The sequence below is a fragment of the Microcoleus sp. PH2017_09_SFU_O_A genome, from assembly GCF_020738625.1.
In the GTDB taxonomy this organism is placed as follows: Bacteria; Cyanobacteriota; Cyanobacteriia; order Cyanobacteriales; family Microcoleaceae; genus Microcoleus.
On sequence record NZ_JAEQCF010000001.1, the window covers coordinates 36811 to 59098 of the forward strand.

Consider the following 22288-nt stretch of genomic DNA (forward strand, 5'->3'; position numbering starts at 1 on the left):
TACCCCATTGATTTTCTAAATATAATGTGCGTCGCCAGTAATAACTCTCGCTGCTACAACTATTAAGTCCAGGTACGTTGTTGCGCTTTAGCGCTCTTTCCAATATCCCAAAAAGAGCGCCCAAGCGCAACAACGTACCTGCTCAAAAATAAAATGCTAAGTCTTTAATTATAAGAGACGATTCCCTACGATCGCACCAGCAACTCCCCAAATCGAATACCTACTCTAGATACCAACCTCCCGGTTCAACCTCCAAATCCAGCATTGTTTTGAAATCAGCCAAATAGTTGAACATTTCCGAGTTCAAATAATTCTCTTCATTTTTGAGTCCACCCTGCCACACCTTTTTATCGAAGGTTCCGACAACAAAATAGTCATTGCCGATCGCCTGCGGTGCGATTTTCTGCAAGCCTAATATCAATTCTGCCTCCAATTCATCTTGATGCGCCATAATTAACTCGCATTTAGAGCAGTAGCGACAGGTTTTTCCCTGTATGAGTGGGCCCAGGCCCTCAATCCAGATAAACAAAGCAAATTTCCGCAGATGTGTCAGTTTTTCACACTTCGGGCATTTGCTCAACCGGATATCGCTATACGGGTTCAGCATGAAGGAATATCGAGGTTTTAATTTGCCAATGTAAGTTTTAGACTTAGCCATCGCAGTAATCCCTGGAAAAATCAATGATTTAATGTTAGCAGCAAGACATTCGATCGGAGATAAGATGCAATCTTTGTTGCTTTTTGTATAGGCCCGATTGTCGATCGCGTTGCTCCTGATAAATACGATCTGTTGGTAGGATGGATTGCATTGCTGGGCGTGTTGGTGATTACGCACCTCGCAGCTAGCAGCCGGAGCCCGGGGAATTATACCATTTTCAATTTTCAATTATTGTAGAATGCAGCGGGCTCTCCAAGTCGATCGCGCTCTGGACTTGTTCGCAAAGTCGATCGGCTAAAATTAAACTTGAACTCGGGCGCAGGAGTAGCTATGCAAAAAGTAGCAGTATTTGGCAACACCGGAGGCGGTAAATCCACTCTCAGCAAGAGATTATCGGACATCACTGGATTGCCCCTTCACATCTTAGACAAGATTCAATATCGATCGGGCGGCGCTGAGGTTCCAAAGGAAGATTTTAAGCGCGCCCATCAAGAAATTTTGCAGACTGACAGATGGGTTATTGACGGGTTTGGTTGCATAGAAACCCTCTGGCTGCGACTTGATGAGGCGGATACCCTGGTTTTTATCGATCTACCGCTATACGTGCATTTCTGGTGGGTGACTAAAAGACTGATGTCGGGTTACTTTAAACCACCCGCAGGCTGGCCGGAAAACACCCCAATATTAAAGAGTTCGCTTACCAGTTACCGCGTGCTTTGGTTGTGCGACAAATATTTGAACCCAAAATATCGCGAATATATCGATCGGGCACGAAGTACCAAAAATGTTTATCACATCACATCGACTGAGCAGATTTCGCAATTTTTTGAATCAATTGAAAATGAGTTTAACTTTGAAAATGGTGCAGCAGCCTCACAAGCGGACTAAAATTCTATCATCGTCGATCGAACTTGGAAATTATTGGCGAACTTCCTCGATAGTTTGTGCTTTGAAAGTCACTACATAGGCATAGAAAGCTTTGCGATCGTCTCTGTAGGTGAGAATGTATCGCTTTAATTTGCGATCGCTCATTCCAGCATAATTGACGTTATTCATGGCTCAATATTCCCATCTATTTATAATATAGTATCAAGGGCGATCGCTCTGCGAAAATACTCCTCTTTCGTTCGATCGAAGGCAAATCGAGGGCGATCGTATCCTATTTTTCTCACCTCCTCACTCAGGCGGGCCAAAGCGATCGGGCAAGTCATCAAGAGTTAACCCACGCGATCGCAAAAAATTTGCCAAAGCTTTCATTTGGGCAATTGTGAATGTCGGCACGTTATCTCCGGCTTAAGAGCGACTCACAGTCCGTACCGATGTCCCAATTTGCCGAGCAAATTCTTCTTGGGACATTCCTAACTCATCTCTCAGTTTTTTAAGCAGTGATTCGCCAGCTTCTTCTTGAGGTTGTCTTCGCTTTGTCATTACAAAATCTGACATTGTGTCTAGACCGCTTGACAAGACAATTTTGTCCAGACACTATGTCTATATAGACAGCAAAAGGGCAGAGTACGGGAAATCAGCCCTGCCTTTCTAGTGTCTCATTTTGCCCGCAATCTATGGCAGAACTAGGATGAACTACAAACAACAACTTTACCCGTGGGTGATTTACCGTCACCTGCCCAACCTGCAACGCCTGACTGTGGCGCGTTTTCGCCGCCGAAACGACGGCGAGGAACACTTGCGGATTATCAAAAGATTGCTGCCGCAAGTGGAGTTTGCGATCGCCTTTGAGGTGAATTCGCAGCAGCCAACAAATTGTGCAAGATAGTATAAGAGCGATCGCACTTTGGGAATAAAAGGGCGATCGCATTTCCCAGAATTGTAAATTGAGATATAATAGAGAGCAAGCAAAAACTCTTACAACCAAGTCTATGTTTACTTATAGCAAGGTACTGAATCAAGTTAAAAGCCTCACGCTTGCAGACCAACTGCGGTTATTAGAAGACTTGAAAAAAATGATTCAGTTACGAGAAGAAGTTGCAGAAGATGATGAAGTGATTTCAGCAGAAGAAATAGCAGAGAGTGAAGCTGCTTGGCAAGATTATAAAGCTGGTCGCGATCGGGGGATATCCTCCCAAGAACTCAAATTGAAGCTGTTGGTAGAAAAAATTGCAGCAAGTAATGTCTTTGAGGATATTAGCGATCCGGTGGAATGGCAGCGAGAGTTGCGTCAAGATCGTCCACTTCCTGGTAGGGATGAATAATATCGCACTTTGGAAAGATAAAGGCGATCGCACTTCCTTCGATCCTAAATTGCTATAATGACAATCAGCCCAAAAATATCAACATAAAGCCTATGTCTACTTATAGCGAGGTACTGAGTCAGGCTCAAAGTCTCACTCCTGACGAGCAACAGCAGCTTTTAGAAGTATTGTCAGCATTGATGCGCGATCGCCTAACAACCCATATTCAGGGTAGCAGTGAAAGATTGTCCAGGAAAAATTTAAAGAGATGGCGCGGTTTTTTGCCGTATCGTGTGGATGCTTTGGAATTCCAGTTGCAACTTAGAGCAGAATGGGATGAGTAAGAGAGGAAAGAAAAGGGGCGAGGCAGTCATCAAGAGCTATAATAATAAAAATAAAGAATAGTTGATATTAGCTATGCAGCGAATATTTGAGGCTATATTGAAGGGAAACCTTTTAGAATGGGCTAATGAGGTTCCAAAACAGGGCGATGAGCCTGTCAAAGTTTACGTTACTTTGCAAGAAGAGCGATCGACTTTAAGTGCTGAGTTTCCCCGTCAGAGAATAGTTGAAATATTGGAAATAATAGCAGCAAGTAATGTCTTTGCTGATATTAGCGATCCGATGGAATGGCAGCGAGAGTTGCGTCAAGATCGTCCACTTCCCTGGTAGGGATGAATAATATCGCACTTTTGGGAAAAAATGGCGATCGGCTCGCTGGTGAAAAGAGACAAGTTGCGATCGCCTACTTGATGACTTAAAATAGAAGAGACATAGAGCTGCGTGGTCAAAATGGACAGAATCTCCGTCAACCCTCAAATTCACTTCGGTAAGCCTTGCATAGTGGGTACGCGCATTACTGTACAGAGCGTTCTCGAATTACTAAATGAAGGGCTTTCTTTTGGAGAAATTATCCAAGATTACTATCCAGATTTGGAAATGGATGATATTCGGGCGTGTTTGCGTTATGCGATCGCACTGGTGGCGGCGGAAGATGTGCATTTGGCATTAGCTTAAATTATGAAATTTCTGATAGACTAAGATGTGTACGCTGTCACCACAAAGTTTTTGATTGATGCAGGACATGATGTAATTGTGGTCGCTCAAATGGGTCTAGCGCAAGCAAGTGATGAAGAAATACTGAGAGTAGCCCAAACAGAAAATCGCATCCTGGTTACGCGAGACAGAGATTACGGAATTCTTGTTTTTGTGAGGGCGATCGGAACAGGTGTAATTTACCTTCGAGTCTTACCTAAAATGGTGAATGAAGTTCACAAGGAACTAGCAGGAGTTATAGAAAATTACTCTGAAGTAGAACTAAAAGGGTCATTTGTCGTTGTAGAACCTGATGGACATCGGTTCAGAAAACCTCTGAGATAGGGAGTTAATTAGTTTGGTCTTGGAATAAAAGGGCGATCTAACTTTGGTGAATTTCAGACTATCTGGTATAATTAAACAGGTAGCTCTAATAATTTTCAACAGCTATGAACTATGAAAACTCAAGAACTTCGCCAGAACCTTAAGCAATCGATAGATAGCTTATCTCCTGAACGGCTGCTCGTTGTGGCTGATTTTTTAGCTTATTTAGCAGAACGTGAAAGCAATGAAGCTACGATAGAATTATTGAAAATTCCCGGTTTTATAGAAGCATTTAATAAAGCCCAAAAGGATGTAGCAGCAGGTAAGGTGACGACCGTTGAGCAACTCAAACGAAAATACTGATGAAAATCTGAATTTTTATTCAGTGGTTCTTAGCTTTGATGCTCAGGAGTTTTTTGAAGAAGCATCAGCTTCTTTACAACGCAAGCTAGATCGATGTTTTGAAATGTTGAAAACTGACCCTCGCAGTCATCCAAATATTAAGCAACTCAAAGGCGACTTAGCTGGATACTATCGCTATCGCGTTGGAGATTATCGGGTTGTTTATGACATTGATGAGGAGCAAAAGCGGGTGGTTGTGACTGTTATTGCTCATCGTCGTGAAGTGTATTAGGGCGCAATGCAGGGAAGATAAGGGCGATTTCCTACGGGATAGCTGCGATCGCGCGCAGTCCCCTCGATCCTAAATTGCTATAATGACAATCAGCCCAAAAATCTTAATGCAGAGTCTATGTCTACTTACAGCACGGTACTGAATCAGGTTCTCAAACTTGCACCAGATGAGCAAATGCGACTCATCTCTGAATTGTTTACACATATTCGTCAACGGGTGATTCTATCACCCAAGCGCAGTATTTTAGAATTATCAGGTTTGGGTAAGGAAATTTGGCATGGGATTGATGCTCAAGAATATGTCGATCGGGAACGAAATTCATGAAATGGATAGCTCAGTTACAGAGACAACTGTACTAAAGTTGCTATTATTTATTGATAATCCCACAGACTAGGAGATTAAGATGCAAGTCAAAGATATGACAGTTGAGCAACTGCGGGACTTGATTCGACATACCGTTGAACAGTGTTTAGAAGAATATTTGGGCGATGCTGATGCAGGTTTAGAAGTTAAGGAAGAAGTTAAGCTGAAATTGTTAGAGTCAATGAAGCGTAAACAATCAGGAGAAAACAGTCTTGAACCTGTGGAAGTTCATCAAAAACTCGGCATGAAGGCGTAATGAGCTATTCGGTGCTATAATAACAATCAGCCAAAAAATCTCAACATAAAGCCTATGTCTACTTATAGCGAGGTTCTGAGTCAGGCTCAAAGTCTCACTCCTGACGAGCAACAGCAACTTTTAGAAGTATTATCAGCATTGATGCGCGATCGGGTAACAACCCAAACTCAGAGTAAACGATCAGAAATTGATGCAGCACTGATTGAAATGGCACAAGATCCAGAGTATCAAGCTCAAGTGCTACAGATGGAGGCTGAGTTTGCCGTAGCGAGTTGGGAAGCGTTGCAATTGGGAGAATCTCCTGTATGAACCGGGGAGAAGTCTATGATGCTAGACTTGAACCTGTTGAGGGTTCTGAACAAGGAGGAACCCGTCCTGTGATCATCGTTAGTCGAGCTACAATCAATACATATAGCCCTGTAGTTTTGGCTATTCCCTGCACTACTTATCAAACTGGTAAACGAGTTTATCCCACTCAGGTATTAATTAAAGCTCCCGACGGTGGATTAACCAACGATTCTATCGCTATGGCAGATCAAGTACGGGTATTATCTAAATCTCGTTTATTGAGTTTACGAGGAATGCTTAGTGATGAAGCAATACTTCTGCTGAATCAAGCTTTATTAATTGCGTTGGATTTGCCTGGTCAAGTTTAATTGCATTTGAGGAAGATAAGGGCGATCGTACTTTGGGGAAATAAGGGCGATCGCGCTTGGGGAAGATAAGGGCGATCGGTTTACTCATCATCATACCTAGATAACCAGGCTCCTATCAGAGTTCCTACTATTCCAGCTCCTGAAAAACCTATTATTATTGGAGCGTTTAAAAGTCCGGCCACAGCAGCTCCAAATCCCGCCGCTGTTCCCATTGACTGCAAAACTGCCTCAACAAATTTTCTTCTAATAATAGCTTTTTGTGCCTTGTTAAAACGGGTTCGCTTTGTTATACTCGGAGTCAAAAAACTTAGTAAAGCAATCATACCTTTCATAGATACACGCTCCGCTACTACTGTAAAAAATTCTCCAAGCCATTCCTTACCGTCTGGTGTTCTGTCACTTTTACCATCAGGTGTTGTGTCATTCTTATTAACTATTGCAACTGCTGGAATCTGATATGCTATATCCGTATCTTTTATGCATTCGGCTATTGCTTGTCGAACACTTTGTGTTCTCTTAGTTAATTTTTTTTGATACTCTGAAGCACTAAGCTTATCAGCAAAAGTGAAAACTATAACAGCGTGTTTCCATGATTCTATACCCAATGCTTCTGAAATAATTTTGATTCCTCGCTTATCATTGTCTGTGATTCGAGTTTCGTCGAGCCTGTTTACATATAACATAGAATCAGGCTCTTTGATTTCGGAACGTATCTTCTCTATGTATATACGATCGTTTCCACTACCATCGCAAAGACCAGGAGTATCAAATATTATTGCTTTAACACCATTCATTTCAAAATTAAACCCAGTAATATCTGTTGTTGTTGTCTCATGATCGCTAACTTCACATACATCTTGACCTACTAATGAGTTTACCGTGCTAGATTTACCCCAACCTGCACGACCAATAACAAAAAATACTAGCCGTTGTCCCCTAAGTGCTTGCACCTTTCTTTCAAGAAATTCAATGAATTGTGCTGCTTTTTGGTCATCCATATTACTTTACTTTTTAAATTTATTGCAATAATTTACCGATCGCCCGTTTGTACAGCAGACGATACAGTCATCAAGGTATATTTTCTGCTAAGCCGTCAGTCGGAAATGTCGGGACTTTCCCAAGACAGCCCGATCGCAAATGTCGGAATCTTGTCGGAAATATCGGAATCTTGTCGGAAATGTCGGAAAGATCGGATATAATACGACAAATCGCAGCACACGACTGACCTATGGAAATCGCAGAAGTCTTAAAACTCGCCGACGAACTAATCTTCGCCAAGACGGGAGAACATATAGACTATCTGCAAAAAGCTATCCTTGAAGGGACATTCCAAGGTCGGACATACCCACAAATTGCTGAAGAGACTCATTCCAGCGAAGGTCATACCAGAGATATTGGTTCGGAATTATGGAAAATACTCTCAGAGGGATTCGGAGAAGATATTACTAAAAGAAATTTTCGAGCAATATTAGATAGTGGTAAAATTTACAATATTTCATCACCTATAGGCAAGAATTTTGTAGAAATTAATAACGTCAATATTTGCCAAGAAAGGGCGAGAAGTCCAACAAATTCCCAAAACTCCCCACAAACTCCTAAACAACTCCACATAGACTTAGGCGACGCACCGGAAATATTCACCTTTTTCGATCGCACTTCTGAACTCTCCACCCTCGAAAACAGGATAACGCGCGATCGCACACGCCTCATTGCACTCCTCGGAATCAGCGGAATCGGCAAAACAACCCTCTCCCTAAGCCTAATCGATCGCATCAAAACCCAATTCGATTACGTCATCTATCGCAGCCTCCGCTTTTCCCCAACCCTAGACGCAACCCTCACCAACCTGCTGCAAATCTTTTCCCAACCATCCGAAATTCCCCAAAACATCGAAACCAAAATTTCCCAACTCCTCGATTACCTGCGAAAATATCGATGTCTGATTGTCCTCGATGACGTACAGATGCTTTTTAGCAGCGGACAACTCGCGGGACAATATAAAACTGGATATGAAGATTATCAGTTATTTTTTAAACTTATTGCCGAAGTTTGTCATCAAAGTTGTTTGATATTGAATAGTTGGGAAAAACCCAGAGAAATTGCCAGATTATCAAAAGATAATCGTCCCGTGCGATGTTTTGTATTGGGAAGTTTAGGAGTAGCAGCTAAAGAGATTTTGAACTCCCAAAAGTTATCCGATGAGGAAACATGGGAAACTTTGATTGATATTTATCAAGGCAATCCTCTGTGGTTGGAGTTGACTGCAACCCTGATTCGAGAGTTATTTGGGGGGAGAGTTGCGGAGTTTTTGCAGTGCGAAATGCCGATTTTAGATGAATCGCTGCAATTTCAATTATCTCAACCTTTTGGGCGTTTGACTCCGGCAGAGTTGGCAGTGATGATTCACCTGGCTAATCAACCTGAACCCGTTGGTGTGTCGCAATTTTTCAACAAAATACCATTTTCCCCGTCAGAAATAGTCAATGCAGTGCGATCTCTGGGAAATCGGTTTTTATTGGATGCAATAGAAGATGAAAAGATAACTTTGTTTAGTTTGAATCCCGTGATGAAACAGTATGTGCAAAGATGAAACGGCGGTTGAAACCGCGTCTACACAAACGAAGTCCGCCTCCGCGGACTGAAGAAAATAAGATAATTTCAACTGCCCGGTCTTCTTCAACCCGCGGAGGCGGGTTTTGTCTGTATAGACGCGGTTTCAACCGCCGGGTATTATGCCGTGTTCGTATCCGTGCTCGCGCCGGAGGTGGCACTACCGTTTCCCTAGGGTAGCTGATTCTGTAAGCGCGATCGTACCCACTCTCTAAACTCTCTAATTCTCGCATTCTCTCCCTTTTCTGAGTCTAAATTCATAAACTGTGCGAGTTCTTTGACAGGAAACGAGGCAAATGCCAAACTCGTTTCCGACTCGGCATAACCCGTATCAGTTAAAATGTTAATTATTAGTTTTCCTTTCTTCCAAATCCAAACTTCCGGCACTTTAAGTTCCGCATAAACCGCCATTTTATTAATAGATGAGCTAGTCAAATCCATTTCCACAACTAAGTCTGGCGGCGGGTCATTTTTGAGATCGATAGTTAACTTTCCCCGCATTAAAGCTTCATTTTGGATATAAAAACATTCATCAGCTTCGTTGCCAGCTTTTTTCGGTTCCGAACGCCAAGTAGATGATTTTAATCCGATAATTTCAATCCCAATTTCCTCAGAAAGTGCTACAATTAGCCGCCCGAGAGTCCAGCTATACCTCTCATGTTCTGGTAAAGGTACCATGAGTTCTAAAGTTCCCTGATAGTAAGTCATGCGCGGCGTTGAACGTTCCGCAAATATTTCTAACAAGTGTTCGTAGGTTTCCCAACTGATATCATGTAAAACGAGGTGAGAACCTGCAAGCTCTTCTTTACTGTACGTCAGGGTTTGAACCATTGCCAATACTCCACGAGAACTTTAACTCTATTTTACTCTATTGAACATTGGACAGGTGCGATCGCACTTTACCAAATCGACTCAAGATTCAGCACAAATCCGGGGAGAACATCTTCACCTGATACAGTGACTGGAGATTCTAACACTTCAACTTCTTGATTCGGACGATAAATTTCTACTTGTCGAGACTTGCGATTAATTAACCAACCTAAAACAGCACCATTATCTCGATACTCTTTCATCTTATCCTGAGTTTCTTTCAAACTATCACTGGGAGACATTAACTCGACGACGAAATCAGGACAAATTGGGGGGAATTTCTTTTGTTGTTCGGGAGTCAAAGCATCCCAGCGTTCTAATTTTACCCAAGAAGCGTCAGGCGCTCTATTTGCATTATTAGGAAGTTTAAAACCTGTTGAAGAGTCAAACACTTTACCCAGTTTTTTTTGCTGATTCCAAATCCAAATCTGTGCCGTTAATCCTGCATTGCTGCTTCCAGTTTCTCCTCCTGCTGGTGACATGATAATTAATTCTCCCTTAGCCGTGCGTTCCAATCTAATATTTTCATTCTCCTGACAGAGTTGAAAAAACTGCTCGTCTGTCAGCTTGATAATGGGGTTTAGGTTGAGGGTGAGGGTAGTCATAGCGGTATTTTATCGTGGCTAAACGACCTATATTGGCGATCGTAGCATATTGAGTGAGTTGTGAGGACGATCGTGCTTCGTAAGTAATGCTTTTGCTAAATGGTAAACCACAGGAATTGATACAGCATGATCCAGAGGATAATCCACATTTATTCACTGCTTTTTACGTGGTGTTCAACATAAGAGCGCAGCACAGCATTCATCAGAGATTGATAACCTTTTCCTTGACTTTTAAACCAATCTAATACATCGCTATCGACTCTTAAAGAAATAGCTTGTTTTGTTAGCGGTTTTACCAGTTTAGCTGTTTCCCAAAAACTCGCATCTAACTCAGAAATATCAGAGGTATCGATCGCAGATTCTGGAATGTTTTCTAATTCTTCAAGTCGTTTGGGCGAGATAGTCATATTCAAACGGCAGAAATTGTATATACAAAACGTATCTACTTATAGAATAGCATAAAGGGCGATCGCCTGTGATGCTATTTCAACTACGCAAACATCGATCGATCTTTCGGTTGAGGAATAGGATAACCCAGTGCGTTAGCCGTTTCTATCCACTCCTGCATAATAATCTCTAGATTTTGCAATGCTTCTTGATAAGTTTCCCCATCCGCAGCACATCCCGGCAATTCAGGTGCTTCGGCAATAAATGCCTGGTCTTCCTCACTCCAGTAGATGATGACTTCGTACTTCATTATGGTTCAACCCCCGCCTTTATTAAAAACTCCCTCTCATTAAAACCCGAAAGCTAAAGCATCCATCATATATTTACTTTTCTCACGTCCCACTTCTAAATATATTTCCAATAATTCCTCGTAAGCAGTAGCTCCGCCTACAATATTCCAAAATTCATCTCCAATAACTACAGCTTCATCAAAAGGCAGATAATTCCTTGCCTGAGACCACTTATAAACAGCTTTTGTTACACCATAGGGATTATAAGGCATCGCATAGTAAGCTTGCAACTGCGGACGCTTTGCACCCCGCAGTAAATGAAACCTCAACAGACGCTGGATCACTTCTAAGCATTGACCTTTATTGGGCTTAGGAGCTTTAATTTCAAATAAGTATTCTGTTCCGTCATTAGCAAAAATATAAAGGTCAGCGCGTACAGTTTTTGTTGCCAAATCATCGGTTCGTCTAGCATTCAGCACTGCTGTTATCATCTGCTCAAAAGATGGTTTAGTTTGTCCTTTTTTATCCATAGATTCATAGTATTCTTTCTGACGTTGAGCTTCTTCAAAAGCTGCAATACTTACTTCCGCTCTGATATCATATCCTCGACGTGCATCCTGATGATGTTCAAGGGCGATTAACTTAGCGCATTCTTCAAGAGAGTTTCCTAATCTGGTACTTAAACCTCGCTCAAATTGATTAATTCGTATTAATTCTGTTGGAATTAATGCGGCTTGAAAAGGTTTTAATTCTCCATTAGTTGAACTGCGCGATAGATACTCTATTCCAGTAGTTGACTTGTGAATAATCCGACCTTTATATTCATCTACAATACCCTGAATAAAACCTTCAAGATATCCTTTAATTATTTCTCGTTGTTTTGTACTAATAGCTGCCATATTTTAAGTCACAATTACAAAATAATTTCGAGTAATGCTTTGGCTAAATGGTAAACCACAGGAATTGATACAGCATTACCCAATTGATGTTTGGCTGTAGTTTCATTTTCAGAAATTTTGAACCATTCGGGAAATCCTTGCAATTTTGCGTAATCCTGTGCAGTTAAAGGTTGAAAGTTTTTCTTTTCATAAATTTCCCTAATAAATGTTTCCTTATATGCTGCGGGTTCTTGACATTCAATCGAGATTGTTGCCACAAAGTCTCTAGTTCCAGTTGCGGTTAAAGTTGCGATCGCATCCGCATGAGGTAAGAAAATTTTAGAAATACCGTTAATCCCTGAAGAAATTTTAGAATTCACAAAATCATAGCCTTTCTCGTCTACACTCCGCAAAATTTCTTTTTCAACTAAGTTGTCAATTTCTGTTTGTTTCAAATCAGGAATTAGTTTGGCTAACACTTTAAATTCTAAAGGATTACCGTCCTTTTCTCCATAAATATTTTTTCTCCGATTTTTCATAATCGTTTGACAAATTAATTTTTCCCTGCTAGTTGTTTCGATTAAATCCCAAGAATGGATGGTAGTATGTCCATCTCTAATATCAGTAAATAAGAAAAAGTCGTTTAATTCATCTAGCTTTTGAAATCTGCCTCTGGAACCCGGTATTTTGCCATCAAATAAAACGGTTGGTGAAAATTTTTGCTTCGTAAAATTGCTACGCTGAATCCCTGGTATCACATCATAAAGCTTTATAGCGCTATCGATGGGTTTAGGAAATGTAAATCCCCAGCATTTTTCTATGTCATTCCTAATGCCAACTATAAACATTCTATCTCTATCTTGGGGTAGCCCAAAATCATAGGAATTTAGCACTTCGTATTTGACAACATAACCAGATGATGTTAAATTATCAATTATGTATTTCAAGCTTTCTATATTTCTTGGTTCTGTCAAGCCTTTGACATTTTCAAATATAAAAGCTTTGGGACGATTAGCTGTTACTACCCTAAATACATCTGTCCATAACTTGCCTCTTGGGTCGTCTAAACCTTGCATTTTACCTGCAATAGACCAAGGTTGACAGGGAACACCACCCACTAATAGATCTATGGCAAAAGGCAATTTATTTAGATTGGTAATATCTCCTAAATATGCCTCATCTGAATTGGCATTTTTAATAAAATTATCTCGATAAACTTGAATGGCTTTTTTATTAATTTCTGAATAGCCTAAGCATTTACAGCCTAATTCTTCGAGAGGAATCCTAAAGCCACCAATCCCAGCAAATAAGTCTACGAACGTTAATTGCGATCGGGTATTTTTAATAGAAGTTGGATTGAATAGTTCAAATAATTCAAGTTGTTGAGCATACATAGTTGGATTCATTTTATTTTCGTTATGACTGACCTTCGACATAAGATTATCGCATATTTACCGTATCTACTTATAACATAGCATAAAGGGTGATCGCACTTTGGGAAGACAAGGGCGATCACTATCATCTGTTATCTAAGTCACGTTTTTCTGTAGTCGAAATACTCATCGAAAATTACTCTCAAAGCCAAAACTTTGTTCTAATTGCTTCATGTAAGTATTCAATTTGTTTAAAACGTAGCCTGCTAAATAACCAGGAGTATTATTAACGGTATAACAAAATTCTAAGGCAATATATTTCTCATTTTTAGCATTTACTAATATATCAGGTCTAATATTTGGTAGGTCTGGATGGGGTTTCTCACAACTAAATGATAAATTGGATTCTTGATATAAATCTTGTAGAGCTAAATATAGACTTTTATTTAAAAGGCTATCGCTGATTTTATTATTGACTATATCTTTATTAATTTTCTCAAAAGGGTCTTTAGCATTTGCTAGTCCCTTTTCTACAGTACCACTTTTACGTTTTCCAGCAGTGATAGGACGACTTAATAATTGGAAGTATAAAGGAGTAGTAGATAAAGTGTTTTGAGCCGCTTTTTTTCCAAACCAATGATCAAGAACTTTATATTGGTTAATAAACTCTTCTCTAGAAATAGGAATCTTTGCCTCTTTAGAATAGGCAGCGATGCAATTCACTAAAGCATTTGTTGGTAAGTACATAATTTTTGTTGTTAATATGCCATTAAGTGCCAAAGTAAGACGACCAGGTTTCCAATCAGCTTTTCTTTGGTTATTTTCTTTAATATAAGTGAAAAGCGCACTGTAATTTGCGTTCCACATTTCGTTAATGTTATCAGACTGTTTAGCAAATTGAGCTACAACGCTTTCTGCTTTAGGATAAGAGAATATAAACCAGACTTCTGTCGGTCTAGGAACATTCTGCATCAACTGTTGTGTATATTTTGTTCTATCTCGTGAAAGATCTCTTATGTCTCTTAAATAGTCCCTGATAATAATTCTATCTTTGGGTTTTTGTTCATATTTATCCTTAATAATGTCATCAAAATCATCATCGTTTAATTGAAAATCATAACACGTTTTTCCTTGGTTAAAAAATGCAATTGTGTTCTTAGCAATAGTTGGATATTCTTCTATTGGTGGTCCAGTAAACTCTAGAGTAGGTATTTTTTGATAAAACATTGTACTAGAAAAAGTTTTTGCTAAATCTTGCATAGTTGTTAAATCTTGCCTATCTGTTACTGGCCAAATAATCAGAATAGGGTATTTACGTAGTAATCCATTTAAATCTCTAAAGAAAGCTATTACTTGCTCATTATCTTCACCCTGTAAGTTTTCTAAATAATCAATAACAATGCACAACTTATCTTTATTGTCATTTTCCGCCAAAAACTTAATAGACTCCTGCTTGAGACGAGTGAGTAGATTTTGCAACTTCAAACTTGGGTCATTAGTTAAATCACTTGCATCAATAGGCACAATTTCTTTGATACGAATATGTTTCCTCCATTCCAATGAACTTATGAAAGTTGATTTTCCTACTCCTGAAATACCGTATAAAAATAATAGATAACCAGATAGTTTAATTTGACTAACTACTTGAATTATTTTTTCTTCAAATTCAATTACAGGCGTAATAAACCGTGCCATTAGAGCTAAATTTTGTGCTATTTTTTGTTGATTGACTTCTTGTTGTAGGGTTTCCTCATAAGTTTCAGGTATAATTAATTCCAAAATTTCATCAGACAATCTATTGAAAGCAGTTTCTGTTATATTAGCAGATTCTGAAATTTTATTTTTATCAGTTTCATTCGAGACAACTGATGTATTAGTATCATTTATATATTCATCTACGGACTTCATGTAAGATTCGGTATCTGTTTTATCTGTAGATTGTACTACTTCAACCAAGTTTGATTTTTCAATATCATAAACTAAATCTAGCTCTAATTGTTTGTAACCGTTATTATCATTATCTGCTTTTTTTCTAGCCATATGTAGTTAACGCCATAATTGAGAATTACGAGTTAGGCAAGATACCTACTTATATTATAACCCAAGTTCTGCTCTTTAATTGTCTTAGACCAACAAGCTTTACTTAATGAGACTTTTAGGACTGTTAGATTAGCGCTATCATAGTGCGTCTTTTATGATTGGGAAGATGGGCAGGCCCAAAAGCCTGCCCCATACTAAAATCCTACTCTACCCCTTCAATCCGATCTTCCACCTCCTGATAAAGTTCACGCAACCTGTCCAAATTACTCTCCGAAGTCTCCCAATAACCCCGACCATTCACCTCCAGCAAAGTGCTGACAATCTTGCGGAAAGAATGAGGATTCAAATTCAGCAAACGCTTCTGCATCTCCTCATCTTGGATAAACGTACCGTTCACATCCTCATACACCCAATTATCCACCGCGCCGGCAGTCGCACTCCATCCAGTCGTGTTCACCAGACGCTTAGAAATCTCCCGCACGCCTTCATAACCGTGCGATAACATCCCCTCGTACCACTTCGGATTCAGCAGCTTTGTCCGCGAATCTAAACGCACGGTTTCTGATAGCGTCCGTACCTGGGCGTTGGCTGTTGTGGTATCAGCAACAAAGGATGTTGGTTTCTTCCCATCTGCGCGCAAACTGCCGATTAATTTAGTTGGATCGGAGTCGAAATAGTGCGACACGTCGGTTAGCGAAATCTCCGCAGAATCTAAGTTTTGGAAGGTGACTTCAGCAGTTTTTAAGGATGATTCAAAAATCTGCCTGTCTTGTTCCATTGTTCCGGGATTGTCGGAAGAAAAGGCGAAGGATTTGCGGGTCAAGTACATTTCCTGCAACTCGGCTTCACTTTCCCAAGTGCTGTTTTCTACCGCTAAGTTGACGTTAGATGAATAGGAACCGGAAGCATTGGAAAAGACGCGGGTGGCTGCTTGGCGCAGGTTGATTCCCATTTCTTCCGCTTGCTTCAATGCGTGTTTGCGGACGAAGTTCATTTCTAAGGGTTCGTCGGCTTCTGCTGCCATTTTCACGGCTTTATCTAACAAATTCATTTGGTTGATGAACAAGTCGCGGAATACGCCGGAACAGTTAATTACTACGTCGATTCGAGGCCGTCCCAACTCTTCTAAAGACAGCAATTCCAGTTTGTTTACCCGGCCTAAAGCGTCGGGTACTGGCTTCACTCCCACCATCCACATTACTTGGGCGAGGGATTCGCCGTAAGTCTTGATGTTGTCGGTTCCCCAGAGCACAACGGCGATGGTTTCGGGATAGTTGCCGTCGTTATCAGTGCGCTGTCTTTCTAATAGCCGATCGACTACAACCTTAGCAGACTTAATCGCCCCTGTGGTGGGGATTGACTGCGGGTCCAAAGCGTGCATATTCTTGCCAGTCGGCAAAACATCCGGGTTGCGAATCGGATCGCCGCCTGGGCCGGGGATAATGTATTCGCCCTCTAGCGCGCGCAATAGTGCACCTAATTCGTTGTCGGCGCAAACTTGCTGCAAGCAGAATTCCAGATACTCAAACAGCGGTTTAATCAGGTCTACATCGACTTTTTTGTAACCCGCTGCGTGTAAGGATTCAATCCAAGGTGTTTTCTTGCCCATGTTGAAGAAATTCAACTTGGAAACTAGGGAAACTCGACCCTCAGCATCGGTTTGTTCCTTCACTAAAGCGGTGACGGCATCGCGGCAAGCTAAGGTGATGTTTTGCAGCAATTCGACATCGGTTAAAATGCCTTTGTCGTTGTTGGTGTAGATATCGTCAATATTCCGATCGCAACTTAAAGCAATAATCCGCGACAAACTGACTAATCCGTCTTCTTCCCGGTCTAAATTAGCGATATTGACGAGTGTTGCGATCGCCTCTTCCGCAGTCGGTGGCTTCCCAACAACGTGCAAACCACAAGGTAACAACCGCGATTCAATCTCCATCAACTTGCGGTAAACCAAGCCAACTAAATTGTCCCGATCCTCCGCAGTCATGCCCGCAGCAACGCCTCTTTCCTGTTCCGGAGGTAAGGTGATATCCTTGTCCAAATTGACCAAACGGCATTTTTCGACGATCGCATCCACGATCGGCACACCCCGGCCCGTATCCTTCAAAGTTTGATAGGAAGCAATCAACTCGCTGAGTTCCTGCAAACCTTTGTACAAACCAGCATTTTCTGCCGGAGGAGTCAGATAGCTGATGGTTTCAGCATAACTGCGACGCTTAGCAATTGTTGCCTCGCTGGGATTGTTGGCGGCGTAATAATAAAGGTTAGGAATCTTGCCGATCAAACTGTCGGGATAACAATCGATAGACATTCCCATCTGCTTACCAGGCATGAATTCTAGGGAACCGTGAGTGCCAAAGTGCAGCACCGCATCCGCACCCCAAATGCGCTCTAAATAAGTGTAGTAAGCAGCAAAACCGTGGTGCGGACTAGCAGAACGAGAGAATAACAACCGCATCGGATCGCCTTCATATCCAAAGGTAGGTTGCACTCCGATAAATACGTTGCCGAAATGTTTGCCGAAAATCAGCAAATTTTGTCCGTCGCTGTTCAAATGCCCAGGAGGCGGGCCCCAATTTTCTTGCAAACGTTCCGAGTAAGGAGTGAATTCTTCGTATTCAGCTACCGACATCCGGTAAGCAATATTCAATTCCGGGCTTTGGTATTGGGCTGTTGCATCGTGGATGACTTCTTGCATCAGTTTTTCGGCGGAATCCGGCAGTTCTGGCAAGTCGTAACCGTTACCTTTTAGGGCTTTCAATACTTCGTAAATTGAGCCGAAAACGTCCAAGTAAGCGGCTGTGCCGACGTTGCCTTTGTCGGGCGGAAAGCTGAAGACTGTGATCGCAACTTTCTTGTCTAATTTTGGTTTGCGCCGCAGCATTGCCCATTTCATGGCGCGCTGGGAAATCGCCTCGATTCTATCTTGCAGGGCGATCGCCTTTCCAGTTGCGCCATCTCTACCCGACAAAATAATTGGTTCGATCGCACCATCCAACTCAGGAATCGCCACTTGCAAAGCAACTTGAATCGGGTGCAAGCCCAAATCGCTATTTTCCCACTCTTCCGTCGTTTGGAAAACCAGCGGCAAAGCCACCATATAAGGGCAGTTGAGCTTTTTCAAAGTCTCGATCGCCTTTGGGTGATCTTGTTTCGCCGGGCCGCCAACCAACGCAAAACCAGTCAGAGAAACTACCGCATCTACGATCGGCAGCGGTGCCACACCTTTGGGCCCAACTTCCAAGAAAAAGCTTTCAACCGGTTTCGAGAAGTCCAAACCGCCTGCAAAAATCGGTAACACCCGCGCCCCCATTGCCTCCAATTCCTGCACAATTGCTACGTAGTGCGCGTCATCTCCAGTAACTAAGTGAGTGCGCTGCAACACTAAACCAATGCAAAGTGCGAGGGGATCTTTGAGGTCTGCGGAAATATCTTTGCGGGCATTATACCAGTTCAGATATCCTTTGACATCCTCAAACATGGACGGTGCTAAAGGATGCCAAATCCCCATGTCGGGGTAGACAACAGGTTCTTGAAAAGTTAACTGTTCCTGGCCTTTGAATACATATTTATGTGACAGCATCAGCAAGAAGTTTTCCAAGTTTTCTTGGGAACCGCCCAGCCAATACTGGAAACTTAGCATGAAGTTGCGGGCATCTTGAGCTTTGTCGATCGGCAAATATTTCAGCACTTTCGGCAAAGTTTGCAGCAGTTTCAGCATTCCGTCTTGGAAGGAACTACCGGATTTTTCCTTCCGTTTTTTCATGAATTCGCCGATCGCGCTTTTGCTTTGTCCCAACTGCGCCATCGAGAAACTGCCCATTTTATTGAGTCGCATCACCCCAGGCATCGACGGGAAGACGACGGCGACATCCAAGCTGTCGCGCAGCGGTTCCACAGCCGCTACCACTTTTTCGGCCAAATCTTCGATAAAAATTAGAGAAGCAATAAATACATTGGCATCAGCCACATCCCGCTTGAAGGCCTCGTAATTTTCCGGGCTGCGGAGTTCTTCGATCAGATAGCCGCTGATTTCTATTGCCAGATTCGGATTTTTGTTATTTATCGCTCGAACCGCTGCGGAGAGGGCGCTTTGATACTGCGGTTCTAGTACGACATAGACCACCTTCATGAGCGATCGCCCCTGCAAGTTTTCCGGCACGACGTGGCGAATGGTGGGCTTGACGTGAGTGAACATCCGGTTAGGCTCCTTTAAGATGCTGTTTTCGGCAATCGGGAATTTTTTTGTCCCCTAAGCATTTTTACCAGAAAACGCTTGCCATTAGGCGATTCGATCCTGCTAATTACACAATTCGACAAATTTATTGCAATTTTTAGTTACATTATTTTACAAATTCCTTGAGCAAATGCTCCAAATTATCTTTACAAAAATTTACTTGACATATCTTATAAAATATGTTTAAAGCAAGCTATCATAAAAAAATCCCCAAAAATCAACAAACCTTTGAGAAAAAAAATCCCGAAACAAGCTCGAACTTTTGTATAACAGATCATACTTGCGATAGAGCAGTTAATTGAGGGGGAAAAGGCATAATCTATGAAGATAGAATAAAAAATTCTAGTAATTTGTATGTCACAAAACTCAATATTTGCCTAGGAACTTAAAACCATTTTATAACTTCTGAATTCTATACAGTATATGCCAGGTTTATGAAGTGCAGTAGGGACAAGGCAATGCCGTGTCCCTACCGGAATTTCTCGATCCGAGGCGTACTTCATAAACATGGAATCTGCTGTAAGTTCCCGATCCGCGATCGAGTCAATGAAAAGCTAATTGGTATTCACAATCAAGCTCATCAAAACCATAGGTATAAAACATGGCTAACTACGCAATTTTCGACGAAAAATACTACCTCGCCCAATATCCTTGGGTCAAACCGGCCATTGATGCCGGAGTAATCGCATCTGGCAAAGAACACTTTGAAAAATTTGGTAGAGCAGGTGGCTTAACTAAAGTATCGCGTTATTTTGACGAAGCTACTTACCTTGCAGGCAACCCAGATCTCGCACCCTTTGTCAAAACTGTCAACCCAAACGCGCCTTTTGCCACCGGCCTCGATCACTTTATTCAGTTCGGTTACGATGAAGGACAGCGCCGCACTAAAGTATCGCCTGAGTACAACGAAGATTTTTATTTGGCAAATAACTCAGAATTGCGATCGTTTATCGGGGCTAATGCACCTTTCAAATCAGGATACCAGCATTTCATTCAATTCGGGGCCAAAGAAGGCCGTTTTGGAACTTCATTTTTTGAACCGGAATACTTAAAGAAAAATCCTGATATTGTGCCATTTGTCAACTCTGGAAATTTGAAAACTGGTCGGGAACACTACTTCAATTTCGGGAAAAACGAGCCAAGCCGCGATGCAACTTTTGTAGGCAGCCGCAGCAACGACATTATCACAGGCGTTGGCGTGGGGAATACCGAACTTGTGGGAGTAGAAGTAGGTATCGATCGCAACGGAAACCGGCAGTATGAAAGCTTTGGAACTAATGAATTCGATGTCCTAATTGGCAGCCCGGGAGTTGATACATTCGTCCTCGGAGTTCCTGCATCAGCCGGGAATCCCTCCGCCGCAGCGCTGTATACAGGTAACGGTCAAGCTACGATTCGCAACTTCGACATAGAAAATGATTTGATCCAACTGCAAGGAAATTCTTTAAGCGGTTACAGCCTGACTCCTGTTGGTGGCAATTTGTCAATCCAGCGTTTTGGAGATGTACTCGGCGTGATTGAAGGAGGTGCAAACTTGAATTTGAGTTTCATCCAATCTAATGGTAACGGTACTTTCGCGATCGGTTAGTCATTGGTCATTAATCATTAGTCATTAGTCATTAGTCATTGGTCATTAGTTGATACTGATGATTGATGGCTTTTGAGTTTTCTTGCGATCGCCCTTTTGTGTCTACCAGCAAAAAAAATGCTGCTAGATAATACTTAACTTGACATAATGAGCTAGTAGAGTTAGTAATAGTGGGTTGATTTTAACAAACAAATCTGTAGACTAAAAATCAGGTAAATGGCATGACAAACTATGACATCTTCGACGAACAATACTACCTTTCACAGTATCCGTGGCTGAAACCAGCACTTGATGCAGGAATCATCAAATCTGGCAGAGAACACTTTGAAAAATTTGGTCAAGCTGGTGGCCTCACCGCAGTATCGCGTTACTTTGACGAACAAACCTATCTAGCTCAAAATCCAGATATTGTTCCCTCAATCCGCAACTCAAGCAATCCAAACGCGCCTTTTGCTTCTGGTTTAGACCACTTTATCCAGTTTGGTTACGAAGAAGGTCGCACGCGAGTATCGCCTGACTACGACCAAGCATTTTATGTAGCAAATAATCGAGATTTGTTACCGTTTATTCAAAATGGAACCTTTAAAAATGGTTACCAGCATTTCATTAAATTCGGAATCAAAGATGGTCTGTTTGCGACTTCTTTCTCTGAACCGGATTATTTCACTGGCGATATCAGGTCACTTGTCAATTCAGGAGTGTTTAAAACTGGCAGAGAACACTATCTGAAATTAGGACAATTTGATCCTAATCGTACTGCGACTTTTGTCGGAACTTCTGGTAATGATATTGTTACTGGTTTCGGGGCGGGGAATACCAGACTCATTGGAGTTGAAGTAGGTAGAAGTGTCCCTAATGTTCTCACAAGTGGGATCTTCACGGTTTATGAAAGTAAGGGCGACAATGAATTTGATACTCTGATTGGTGGTACAGGTCAGGATGAATTCCTATTGGGTACGACTACGCCAATGGGTATTAGATCTGCATTGGTCAACATTGAGGTTTTCTACAATGGGCCTGGTTTTGCTACAATTCAGAACTTTACACAAGGTCAGGACAGTATCCGGCTGGGAGGATATTTAGATTGGTACATTCTGTCTCCTATCAACAATAATCTAGATTTACAAATTCAAACAAAATTCTCAGATAGCTCATCTGGTGCGATAGTATTGGACACGATCGCCGTAATTAAAGGTGGCGGCAATTTGAACTTGAATCGATTGCCAGAATCATTAAATAGTTTTTCATACTTTTTATTAGGCTAAAAATCCAGAAGCGATTAATGAGTGGGTGTT

General features: G+C 41.5%; 29 protein-coding genes. 16 read left to right on the top strand and 13 right to left on the bottom strand.

Annotation, left to right across the window (positions count from 1 at the left end):
- Positions 1-220: 220 nt before the first annotated feature.
- Entirely contained in the window at positions 221-886 is a 666-nt protein-coding gene (locus JGK16_RS00170) for a hypothetical protein (RefSeq protein WP_293176710.1), read from the bottom strand.
- Positions 887-988: 102 nt separating this feature from the next.
- Here JGK16_RS00170 and JGK16_RS00175 point away from each other — a divergent pair, with 102 nt between their 5' ends.
- The gene (locus JGK16_RS00175; RefSeq protein WP_293189120.1) at positions 989-1546 is read left to right on the top strand and encodes an adenylate kinase; all 558 of its coding nucleotides are present in this window, start codon (positions 989-991) and stop codon (positions 1544-1546) included.
- 30 nt (positions 1547-1576) lie between these two features.
- Here JGK16_RS00175 and JGK16_RS00180 read toward each other — a convergent pair whose 3' ends face one another.
- From JGK16_RS00180 to JGK16_RS00190, 3 genes are all read right to left on the bottom strand, one after another.
- The gene (locus JGK16_RS00180) at positions 1577-1714 is read right to left on the bottom strand and encodes a hypothetical protein (RefSeq protein ID WP_293189122.1); all 138 of its coding nucleotides are present in this window, start codon (positions 1712-1714) and stop codon (positions 1577-1579) included.
- A gap of 20 nt (positions 1715-1734) precedes the next feature.
- Positions 1735-1869: a hypothetical protein gene (locus JGK16_RS00185; protein ID WP_293189124.1), complete on the bottom strand. Its 135-nt coding sequence runs from the start codon at positions 1867-1869 to the stop codon at positions 1735-1737.
- Between the two features lie 82 nt (positions 1870-1951).
- Positions 1952-2086, bottom strand: coding sequence for a helix-turn-helix transcriptional regulator (locus JGK16_RS00190; RefSeq protein ID WP_293189126.1), 135 nt, complete (start codon positions 2084-2086; stop codon positions 1952-1954).
- A 148-nt stretch (positions 2087-2234) separates the two neighbouring features.
- Between JGK16_RS00190 and JGK16_RS00195 the strand changes: the two genes are divergently transcribed.
- The 12 genes from JGK16_RS00195 (at position 2235) to JGK16_RS00250 (ending at position 6115) form a co-directional block, all read left to right on the top strand.
- On the top strand, positions 2235-2432 hold the full coding sequence (locus JGK16_RS00195) for a hypothetical protein (RefSeq protein WP_293189128.1): 198 nt from the start codon (positions 2235-2237) through the stop codon (positions 2430-2432).
- Positions 2433-2535: 103 nt separating this feature from the next.
- On the top strand, positions 2536-2868 hold the full coding sequence (locus tag JGK16_RS00200) for a hypothetical protein (protein WP_293176700.1): 333 nt from the start codon (positions 2536-2538) through the stop codon (positions 2866-2868).
- Positions 2869-2960: 92 nt separating this feature from the next.
- Entirely contained in the window at positions 2961-3191 is a 231-nt protein-coding gene (locus JGK16_RS00205) for a hypothetical protein (protein WP_293189130.1), read from the top strand.
- 73 nt (positions 3192-3264) lie between these two features.
- Complete coding sequence (locus JGK16_RS00210) at positions 3265-3519, top strand: hypothetical protein (RefSeq protein WP_293189132.1); 255 nt, start codon at positions 3265-3267, stop codon at positions 3517-3519.
- Between the two features lie 120 nt (positions 3520-3639).
- On the top strand, positions 3640-3864 hold the full coding sequence (locus tag JGK16_RS00215; RefSeq protein WP_293189134.1) for a DUF433 domain-containing protein: 225 nt from the start codon (positions 3640-3642) through the stop codon (positions 3862-3864).
- Between the two features lie 27 nt (positions 3865-3891).
- Positions 3892-4227, top strand: coding sequence for a DUF5615 family PIN-like protein (locus JGK16_RS00220; RefSeq protein WP_293189136.1), 336 nt, complete (start codon positions 3892-3894; stop codon positions 4225-4227).
- Between the two features lie 111 nt (positions 4228-4338).
- A complete protein-coding gene (locus JGK16_RS00225) occupies positions 4339-4569 on the top strand; it encodes a hypothetical protein (protein WP_293189138.1) in 231 nt (76 codons plus the stop codon).
- Entirely contained in the window at positions 4544-4840 is a 297-nt protein-coding gene (locus JGK16_RS00230) for a type II toxin-antitoxin system RelE/ParE family toxin (protein WP_293189140.1), read from the top strand. Before JGK16_RS00225 ends, JGK16_RS00230 begins: the two co-directional genes overlap by 26 nt.
- Positions 4841-4957: 117 nt before the next feature.
- Positions 4958-5164 (top strand): hypothetical protein, encoded by a 207-nt coding sequence (locus tag JGK16_RS00235; RefSeq protein ID WP_293176690.1) that lies wholly within the window; start codon positions 4958-4960, stop codon positions 5162-5164.
- A 79-nt stretch (positions 5165-5243) separates the two neighbouring features.
- Positions 5244-5459: a hypothetical protein gene (locus JGK16_RS00240; protein ID WP_293189142.1), complete on the top strand. Its 216-nt coding sequence runs from the start codon at positions 5244-5246 to the stop codon at positions 5457-5459.
- A 54-nt stretch (positions 5460-5513) separates the two neighbouring features.
- Positions 5514-5768, top strand: a complete 255-nt coding sequence (locus tag JGK16_RS00245) for a CopG family transcriptional regulator (protein WP_293189144.1) — start codon at positions 5514-5516, stop codon at positions 5766-5768.
- On the top strand, positions 5765-6115 hold the full coding sequence (locus tag JGK16_RS00250; protein ID WP_190739752.1) for a type II toxin-antitoxin system PemK/MazF family toxin: 351 nt from the start codon (positions 5765-5767) through the stop codon (positions 6113-6115). The genes JGK16_RS00245 and JGK16_RS00250 overlap by 4 nt, the downstream gene beginning before the upstream one ends.
- Before the next feature lie 80 nt (positions 6116-6195).
- Here the strand turns inward: JGK16_RS00250 and JGK16_RS00255 are convergent, their stop codons facing one another.
- Positions 6196-7113, bottom strand: a complete 918-nt coding sequence (locus JGK16_RS00255) for a GTPase (RefSeq protein ID WP_293189147.1) — start codon at positions 7111-7113, stop codon at positions 6196-6198.
- Between the two features lie 230 nt (positions 7114-7343).
- Between JGK16_RS00255 and JGK16_RS00260 the strand changes: the two genes are divergently transcribed.
- Entirely contained in the window at positions 7344-8705 is a 1362-nt protein-coding gene (locus tag JGK16_RS00260) for an ATP-binding protein (RefSeq protein ID WP_293189149.1), read from the top strand.
- 191 nt (positions 8706-8896) lie between these two features.
- Here JGK16_RS00260 and JGK16_RS00265 read toward each other — a convergent pair whose 3' ends face one another.
- From JGK16_RS00265 to JGK16_RS00300, 8 genes are all read right to left on the bottom strand, one after another.
- Positions 8897-9556: a Uma2 family endonuclease gene (locus tag JGK16_RS00265; RefSeq protein ID WP_293176680.1), complete on the bottom strand. Its 660-nt coding sequence runs from the start codon at positions 9554-9556 to the stop codon at positions 8897-8899.
- 68 nt (positions 9557-9624) lie between these two features.
- Positions 9625-10200, bottom strand: a complete 576-nt coding sequence (locus tag JGK16_RS00270; protein WP_293176678.1) for a Uma2 family endonuclease — start codon at positions 10198-10200, stop codon at positions 9625-9627.
- A gap of 149 nt (positions 10201-10349) precedes the next feature.
- A complete protein-coding gene (locus tag JGK16_RS00275; RefSeq protein ID WP_293189151.1) occupies positions 10350-10607 on the bottom strand; it encodes a BrnA antitoxin family protein in 258 nt (85 codons plus the stop codon).
- Positions 10608-10690: 83 nt separating this feature from the next.
- The gene (locus JGK16_RS00280) at positions 10691-10897 is read right to left on the bottom strand and encodes a type II toxin-antitoxin system HicB family antitoxin (protein WP_293189153.1); all 207 of its coding nucleotides are present in this window, start codon (positions 10895-10897) and stop codon (positions 10691-10693) included.
- 39 nt (positions 10898-10936) lie between these two features.
- Positions 10937-11776, bottom strand: a complete 840-nt coding sequence (locus tag JGK16_RS00285; protein ID WP_293189155.1) for a TdeIII family type II restriction endonuclease — start codon at positions 11774-11776, stop codon at positions 10937-10939.
- A gap of 14 nt (positions 11777-11790) precedes the next feature.
- Positions 11791-13161 (bottom strand): DNA (cytosine-5-)-methyltransferase, encoded by a 1371-nt coding sequence (dcm, locus tag JGK16_RS00290; RefSeq protein ID WP_293189157.1) that lies wholly within the window; start codon positions 13159-13161, stop codon positions 11791-11793.
- A gap of 153 nt (positions 13162-13314) precedes the next feature.
- Positions 13315-15168, bottom strand: a complete 1854-nt coding sequence (locus tag JGK16_RS00295) for an ATP-binding protein (RefSeq protein WP_293189159.1) — start codon at positions 15166-15168, stop codon at positions 13315-13317.
- A gap of 202 nt (positions 15169-15370) precedes the next feature.
- Positions 15371-19366, bottom strand: a complete 3996-nt coding sequence (locus JGK16_RS00300) for a magnesium chelatase subunit H (RefSeq protein WP_293189161.1) — start codon at positions 19364-19366, stop codon at positions 15371-15373.
- 640 nt (positions 19367-20006) lie between these two features.
- Here JGK16_RS00300 and JGK16_RS00305 point away from each other — a divergent pair.
- Positions 20007-20993: a calcium-binding protein gene (locus JGK16_RS00305; protein ID WP_293176662.1), complete on the top strand. Its 987-nt coding sequence runs from the start codon at positions 20007-20009 to the stop codon at positions 20991-20993.
- Between the two features lie 221 nt (positions 20994-21214).
- On the top strand, positions 21215-22258 hold the full coding sequence (locus JGK16_RS00310) for a calcium-binding protein (RefSeq protein ID WP_293176660.1): 1044 nt from the start codon (positions 21215-21217) through the stop codon (positions 22256-22258).
- Positions 22259-22288 lie beyond the last annotated feature (30 nt).

Excerpts from the sequence above, each read along its gene's own strand:
- JGK16_RS00210 (WP_293189132.1), top strand. The coding sequence starts at position 3,265 with ATGCAGCGAATATTTGAGGCTATATTGAAGGGAAACCTTTTAGAATGG.
- JGK16_RS00305 (WP_293176662.1), top strand. The coding sequence starts at position 20,007 with ATGGCTAACTACGCAATTTTCGACGAAAAATACTACCTCGCCCAATAT.
- JGK16_RS00255 (WP_293189147.1), bottom strand. The coding sequence starts at position 7,113 with ATGGATGACCAAAAAGCAGCACAATTCATTGAATTTCTTGAAAGAAAG.
- JGK16_RS00240 (WP_293189142.1), top strand. The coding sequence starts at position 5,244 with ATGCAAGTCAAAGATATGACAGTTGAGCAACTGCGGGACTTGATTCGA.
- JGK16_RS00180 (WP_293189122.1), bottom strand. The coding sequence starts at position 1,714 with ATGAATAACGTCAATTATGCTGGAATGAGCGATCGCAAATTAAAGCGA.
- JGK16_RS00185 (WP_293189124.1), bottom strand. The coding sequence starts at position 1,869 with ATGACTTGCCCGATCGCTTTGGCCCGCCTGAGTGAGGAGGTGAGAAAA.
- JGK16_RS00195 (WP_293189128.1), top strand. The coding sequence starts at position 2,235 with ATGAACTACAAACAACAACTTTACCCGTGGGTGATTTACCGTCACCTG.
- JGK16_RS00275 (WP_293189151.1), bottom strand. The coding sequence starts at position 10,607 with ATGACTATCTCGCCCAAACGACTTGAAGAATTAGAAAACATTCCAGAA.
- JGK16_RS00295 (WP_293189159.1), bottom strand. The coding sequence starts at position 15,168 with ATGGCTAGAAAAAAAGCAGATAATGATAATAACGGTTACAAACAATTA.
- JGK16_RS00260 (WP_293189149.1), top strand. The coding sequence starts at position 7,344 with ATGGAAATCGCAGAAGTCTTAAAACTCGCCGACGAACTAATCTTCGCC.
- JGK16_RS00245 (WP_293189144.1), top strand. The coding sequence starts at position 5,514 with ATGTCTACTTATAGCGAGGTTCTGAGTCAGGCTCAAAGTCTCACTCCT.
- JGK16_RS00200 (WP_293176700.1), top strand. The coding sequence starts at position 2,536 with ATGTTTACTTATAGCAAGGTACTGAATCAAGTTAAAAGCCTCACGCTT.
- JGK16_RS00280 (WP_293189153.1), bottom strand. The coding sequence starts at position 10,897 with ATGAAGTACGAAGTCATCATCTACTGGAGTGAGGAAGACCAGGCATTT.
- JGK16_RS00215 (WP_293189134.1), top strand. The coding sequence starts at position 3,640 with ATGGACAGAATCTCCGTCAACCCTCAAATTCACTTCGGTAAGCCTTGC.
- JGK16_RS00285 (WP_293189155.1), bottom strand. The coding sequence starts at position 11,776 with ATGGCAGCTATTAGTACAAAACAACGAGAAATAATTAAAGGATATCTT.
- JGK16_RS00225 (WP_293189138.1), top strand. The coding sequence starts at position 4,339 with ATGAAAACTCAAGAACTTCGCCAGAACCTTAAGCAATCGATAGATAGC.
- JGK16_RS00175 (WP_293189120.1), top strand. The coding sequence starts at position 989 with ATGCAAAAAGTAGCAGTATTTGGCAACACCGGAGGCGGTAAATCCACT.
- dcm (WP_293189157.1), bottom strand. The coding sequence starts at position 13,161 with ATGAATCCAACTATGTATGCTCAACAACTTGAATTATTTGAACTATTC.
- JGK16_RS00250 (WP_190739752.1), top strand. The coding sequence starts at position 5,765 with ATGAACCGGGGAGAAGTCTATGATGCTAGACTTGAACCTGTTGAGGGT.
- JGK16_RS00265 (WP_293176680.1), bottom strand. The coding sequence starts at position 9,556 with ATGGTTCAAACCCTGACGTACAGTAAAGAAGAGCTTGCAGGTTCTCAC.
- JGK16_RS00270 (WP_293176678.1), bottom strand. The coding sequence starts at position 10,200 with ATGACTACCCTCACCCTCAACCTAAACCCCATTATCAAGCTGACAGAC.
- JGK16_RS00235 (WP_293176690.1), top strand. The coding sequence starts at position 4,958 with ATGTCTACTTACAGCACGGTACTGAATCAGGTTCTCAAACTTGCACCA.
- JGK16_RS00300 (WP_293189161.1), bottom strand. The coding sequence starts at position 19,366 with ATGTTCACTCACGTCAAGCCCACCATTCGCCACGTCGTGCCGGAAAAC.
- JGK16_RS00310 (WP_293176660.1), top strand. The coding sequence starts at position 21,215 with ATGACAAACTATGACATCTTCGACGAACAATACTACCTTTCACAGTAT.
- JGK16_RS00205 (WP_293189130.1), top strand. The coding sequence starts at position 2,961 with ATGTCTACTTATAGCGAGGTACTGAGTCAGGCTCAAAGTCTCACTCCT.
- JGK16_RS00190 (WP_293189126.1), bottom strand. The coding sequence starts at position 2,086 with ATGACAAAGCGAAGACAACCTCAAGAAGAAGCTGGCGAATCACTGCTT.